The 4,614-nt window shown below is 29.6% G+C and carries 5 protein-coding genes and 3 pseudogenes; 1 reads left to right on the top strand and 7 read right to left on the bottom strand.

Going from position 1 to position 4,614, the window contains the following annotated elements:
- Positions 1–431: 431 nt before the first annotated feature.
- The 6 genes and pseudogenes from HMPREF2864_RS12230 to HMPREF2864_RS12240 form a co-directional block, all read right to left on the bottom strand.
- Positions 432–545, bottom strand: a pseudogene (locus tag HMPREF2864_RS12230) (hypothetical protein); the annotation flags it as partial.
- A gap of 86 nt (positions 546–631) precedes the next feature.
- Positions 632–862, bottom strand: a pseudogene (locus HMPREF2864_RS12235) (pathogenicity island protein); the annotation flags it as partial.
- Between the two features lie 137 nt (positions 863–999).
- Positions 1,000–1,458: a GyrI-like domain-containing protein gene (locus HMPREF2864_RS00005; protein WP_070544675.1), complete on the bottom strand. Its 459-nt coding sequence runs from the start codon at positions 1,456–1,458 to the stop codon at positions 1,000–1,002.
- Positions 1,459–1,602: 144 nt separating this feature from the next.
- A complete protein-coding gene (locus HMPREF2864_RS00010; protein WP_070544676.1) occupies positions 1,603–1,962 on the bottom strand; it encodes a rhodanese-like domain-containing protein in 360 nt (119 codons plus the stop codon).
- Positions 1,955–2,473, bottom strand: coding sequence for a MarR family winged helix-turn-helix transcriptional regulator (locus HMPREF2864_RS00015; RefSeq protein WP_070544677.1), 519 nt, complete (start codon positions 2,471–2,473; stop codon positions 1,955–1,957). Before HMPREF2864_RS00015 ends, HMPREF2864_RS00010 begins: the two co-directional genes overlap by 8 nt.
- A gap of 179 nt (positions 2,474–2,652) precedes the next feature.
- Positions 2,653–2,739 (bottom strand): annotated as a pseudogene (locus tag HMPREF2864_RS12240) (terminase small subunit); the annotation flags it as partial.
- 819 nt (positions 2,740–3,558) lie between these two features.
- On the opposite strand from HMPREF2864_RS12240, the gene HMPREF2864_RS00020 reads away from it, so the two are divergent.
- Positions 3,559–4,008, top strand: coding sequence for a 2-thiouracil desulfurase family protein (locus HMPREF2864_RS00020; RefSeq protein ID WP_070544678.1), 450 nt, complete (start codon positions 3,559–3,561; stop codon positions 4,006–4,008).
- 209 nt (positions 4,009–4,217) lie between these two features.
- Here the strand turns inward: HMPREF2864_RS00020 and HMPREF2864_RS00025 are convergent, their stop codons facing one another.
- On the bottom strand, positions 4,218–4,469 hold the full coding sequence (locus tag HMPREF2864_RS00025; protein ID WP_002459636.1) for a hypothetical protein: 252 nt from the start codon (positions 4,467–4,469) through the stop codon (positions 4,218–4,220).
- Positions 4,470–4,614: the final 145 nt, after the last annotated feature.

Raw genomic sequence — 4,614 nt, forward strand, 5'->3', positions numbered from 1 at the left:
TGATCTTACTGCTGTTTTTCTGAGATTTATGTCCTAGCCTCTTTAGTATTTATATATTCTATTCCCACTCGATGAAATGAGTGTTTTTCGTTAATTTATATTAACTTATAACAATTGATATTACAGTGTTTTCATAGCTTAATACTTCTCATCAATTAACATCACTTCATAATTAACGTATTCAATTACGTATTCACTGCCTGCAACGTGTGAAAAAAGTTTTATTATCGCATGTAATCATTTTGATATAGAAGTTTGTTAATAAAAAAATAACCACCCAGTAACTAGTATGAGTGGTTTAAATATGCAGTCAGCTTCTTACTGCTTTACGCAAGTAAGTCCTCTGCATAAACGGAATGGTTACCGTGAATAATTACATTATAACATAAAAAATAGGCAAGTACCGAAGTACCTACCCAGAAAAGGATCATTCACTTTTTTACTCTAACTGATTTCTCCCATAAGTCACCTAAAACCTGATTAGGTGGAGCGGAACCATTCCATGTTCTAATAGGCAAGTAATAACGTCGCCCCTCCCGTTCATATAATACCCTTGAATAATATTTATATAACTAATATATGCAATTTTACAAGGCTCAAAATTGAGTTCTGCCGTTAAATTCATAAACATTTAGTATGGAATTTTAGTTTCTCCTTTTGATGTTGTATGTTCTTTGGTGCGTTCTGGTTCAGGGAGAGTTGCTATTTGATAAAGAGCTTCTACTCCTAAAGTGTTCGACGTCGAACGATTTTGAAATTCGTTAGATACTTTTATAAATTTTCTTGCTTGTGAGTCGTTAAAATTTACTGACTTTAACCAATTTGAGCACTCACCATGCGCAAGGTCATTTTCTTTAACACGCTTTAATCTTCTGCTACTTCATAATTAGATTTACTAATTATACTGATTTTGTATTTCATGACTTCAAATTCATTTACCATTAACATACATAATTACGAAATAGTATTTTTCATTGCAACACAGGACATTTCTCAGAATTATAAAACTGGTATTAGTATTTCACAATACTTATCTTTTCCCTCTTCTTCCTTATAACGCTCTAATATAGGTTCATTTTTTACTCTCAAATTATTGTTATCTATAATGTTTGGTAAATTAGAATAGAAGTCTTTCACGTCTTTTGTTGTATGAGGAATTGCAAAAACTGCATATTTTCCTCCCATAAAACTTCTAGAATTTATAAAATCATTTATCTTTACATCTTCGTCTATTTTTAAAACTAAATCATATCTACATGATTCTTCTTCGACAATTTGCGGATCATCTAATGCTACACCTAATATTCCGTTAGTCTCAACATATCTCCAATAACTATTTTCTTTAATCCACTCTTTAAAATTCTTCATCATTTCATAATTCTTATTACTACCATACTTACCTTTATTTCTAACATAGATCACATTACAATCATCTAAAACTTCGATTTTATAGTTCATTTTAGCACCTCCAACAATAGGGTAACCCGAGCTAAAATTTATTACAATATATATTTTAAAATCATTTTATATAAATTAAAAACACCACATTTTAGTGGTGTTTTATAAGATATAAATGATTCAACTTTACTCTTTAATTAACAATCATTCTACATTTTCTAATGGTAAACTCATGCCTTTCCATCCCTCTAGAGCCCCAGCTAACTCGTATGCCTCAAATCCATTTTGATATAATTCCAATAATGCCTGCTTACCTAAAATAGTTCCACCAGTCCAATCATATACAACATAGACCTTATCTTTTGATAATTCATCTAAATGTTCATGTAAATCTTTTGCAGGTATTTCAATTGATCCTTTAATTTTATCTTTTTTAACTTTCTTAGGTGCATTTCTAACATCTATAACAGTATATTTATTTGTATCTGTTTCCATATCTTTAAGAACAACATGATGGTTAATATATAAGCTTAAAAAAGTTTCTAAAAATTCTGTTTTATGCATCTTCTCCATCCCTTTCAATATTATTTCGCAACTTATTCATTAAATGAAAAAACATTTCTTTTTCTTGTTCATCAAAGTCACTAAATACATTTGAAACAAAGTCATAGTTATATGGTAAAAACTCATTTAATTTTGAATAACCTAATTCAGTCATTTGTACATAACTAGTTCTCTTATCATTAGATGTATTCACTCTTCTAACTAAACCTTGTCTTTCTAATCCTTTAATAATACCAGTAATAGTTGATTTTTTATTACCTATTTTCTTGGATAATTCTGACGGCGATAGCGTTAAATTCTGTTCATATAATAACAACATCAATATTGAAAATTTAGCCTCTGTCAATCCATAATCCTCTATAAAACTATCATAATTATTTTTCATAAGTTTATAGGTTTTATTGATCTCAAGAAACAACATGACAGAAATAATATCTAAGTTAAAATATTTCTTTTTTAGCCATTCTAATTTTTTATAAGTTGGACTATCTATCAAATAAAATTCATTCAAGTGAATTCACTCCTAAAATATAGTTAGGCGCCTAACCACTTATAACTTAACATACCTTTTAGTATTTGAAAAGTATAAATACACTACATATAATAAAAACACCAAACCATAAAGGCTTGGCGCTTTCTTTACTCCTCAAATCTCCCTAAGTCATCAATATGGAAATCAGCATTTGGATATTACTTTTCCAATTGTTTTAAATCTCGCTCATTCTTCTCATCATCTTCACCAATATTATCAACAAACACTGGGGTTGCTACATTCACTTATCTAACATTTACAAGTCACAATACATGGGTGAATATTTTGGTCCTTTCTTAGATCAAGCAATAAAGGGCGTCGTATTTCCCTACTCACTTTTATACATGACTGAACGAATTGTTCATGCAGCTATCGTCACAAATTGTTACATCAGCTCATGCGCTAAAATACTTCAAAATTGTATTTCTCACTACGCAAATATATAAGTTAGACAAGCCACATTCAGTTTTTCAGAATTTAGAAAACGGATATTGTCGTTTTCTGAATAACTGTTCTGATATATCTACTAGTGCCGAAATTTCGGCTGTATTAACTAGCTCACATTTGAGCTGTGTATAAACCAACATCCTCACATTTGAGGGTATTAAGCTAAGTAGCTAATACGTCCACTTACGGACACATTTAACATCCCCACATTTGGGTTGATTATATACAAAAGGATACCCCTAATTTGGGGCACCCTTTATTCTAATATCAAACCATATACCTATTTTAAGGAACTGTTTACATGTGGACTTATAGGTACAGTTGATATTCTTATCGAATTATGAAATGTAGAGTTTTGACAAGTTAAAAAGACTACATCCAACGGATACAGTCATTTAAAGGATACTCAATTTTGAGTAGTAAATTTCAGTAGATGTGTTCATTATCTTTAAGAAAACTCTAAATGCAAATGATAAACGCTTACTTTTGTGTTTATAAAAAGTTTATACGTCATACTTACATTTATTTTTGATTTCTTTATTATTTCTATATAGTATCAAGATAAGAAGAAACTCGTTCACACTCGTTTCTTAAACCTAAAAATCGGAGGATAATATATGATTTTTATAAGCGCATGTTTAGTCGGCCAAAATGTTAGATATGACGGAGGAAATAAACTCAACAATAACTTAAAAAAATTGGTAGATAAAGGTATAGCAAAACCAATATGTCCTGAAATATTAGGCGGATTATCAACACCAAGAAATCCTGCAGAAATTGTAGGGGGAGACGGTTTCGATGTTTTAGAAAACAGAGCCAAAATCGTAGATAGTCAGGGAAACGACGTTACAAAAGAATATATAAACGGAGCAATGAAGGCATTAGATACTTGTCAAAAAATAAATTGCGAAACATTAATACTAAAATCCGACAGTCCAACTTGTAGCACGGAAAATATTTACACAGGTGAATTTAACGAAGAAAAAAGACGAGGAGTTGGAGTATTTTCAGCACTGCTAATAAAACATGGAATAAAAGTTTATAACGAAAAAAACTATAATATTTAAAAGTTTTATTCCAATTGCTTTATTGACGTTGAGCCTCCAAACCCTTAACAATTCCAAAATCGGTATAAATGAGTGATTTATTTTTGTGAATACTTCTTAAAAAATCCAATAATCCAAATAATCAAAAGTACGGTTAAAACACCAAAAGCAAGCCCATCTAAAATTTTAAAAGTATTAGTATTGGTAATTGCCATTCTCCTTTTATTTTTTTAGTTCAATCCCTTTTTAATAAACTTAAGAATATAAGAGATAATAGCGCAAAAAATGATAAGAAACAACAAAGTAAGTCCTATATACAAACTACTTTCGTTCCACTTAACTCCTATCTCTACAATTCCATTACTTTCGAACTTTAAATATAAATTAAAGGCTATTAATAATAAAATACTAATACTTGAAATAATACCCGCAAAATCAAATAATAGCTTAGCATGAGGGTATTTAACATTTTTGTTTAACATATTCTCACTCCTTTTAAATTATAATTTATTAATTAATTTAAATACTAACAAAATAACTCCTCAATTAAAATCAAAAAAATGCCCATCTGAATATTATCAGATAGGCTCTATTTAATCCTCTAACGGTATATCATCAACAATCATT

The organism is Staphylococcus sp. HMSC059F04 (genome assembly GCF_001812565.1).
Taxonomy (GTDB): domain Bacteria; phylum Bacillota; class Bacilli; order Staphylococcales; family Staphylococcaceae; genus Staphylococcus; species Staphylococcus lugdunensis.

Excerpts from the sequence above, each read along its gene's own strand:
- HMPREF2864_RS00005 (WP_070544675.1), bottom strand. The coding sequence starts at position 1,458 with ATGAACTATAAAATCGAAGTTTTAGATGATTGTAATGTGATCTATGTT.
- HMPREF2864_RS00010 (WP_070544676.1), bottom strand. The coding sequence starts at position 1,962 with ATGCATAAAACAGAATTTTTAGAAACTTTTTTAAGCTTATATATTAAC.
- HMPREF2864_RS00020 (WP_070544678.1), top strand. The coding sequence starts at position 3,559 with ATGATTTTTATAAGCGCATGTTTAGTCGGCCAAAATGTTAGATATGAC.
- HMPREF2864_RS00025 (WP_002459636.1), bottom strand. The coding sequence starts at position 4,469 with ATGTTAAACAAAAATGTTAAATACCCTCATGCTAAGCTATTATTTGAT.